This is a genomic window from Shewanella sp. SG44-2 (genome assembly GCF_014164215.1).
In the GTDB taxonomy this organism is placed as follows: domain Bacteria; phylum Pseudomonadota; class Gammaproteobacteria; order Enterobacterales; family Shewanellaceae; genus Shewanella; species Shewanella frigidimarina.
In genome coordinates, this window is sequence record NZ_JACJEU010000093.1 from 1 (window position 1) to 302 (window position 302).

General features: G+C 57.9%; 1 protein-coding gene. It reads left to right on the forward strand.

The annotated features are described in order from the left end of the window. On the forward strand, positions 1 to 302 hold a 302-nt coding region (locus H5181_RS20430), incomplete at both ends, for a hypothetical protein (protein ID WP_182751895.1).

The window sequence follows — 302 nt, forward strand, 5'->3', positions numbered from 1 at the left end:
ACTGCAGGCGCGACCGATGTTGATGTCACCGCGCAAGTGATTGATATCGCCGGTAACCCATCTGCAACCGCCACCGACAACCAGCCAGTGGACAATGTGGCAGCACCTGCACCCACCGTTGAGTTCAGCGGCATGGGCAGCGATGGTATCTTCAACAGCGATGAGATCGGTACTGACGGCACTGTGACCGCCACCGTGACGCTAGCGACTGGCACCCAAGTTGGCGACACCTTGATTGTCACTGATGGCAACGGCAACACCCTATTTAACGGCCCTGTGACTCAGGACATGCTCGACAACGG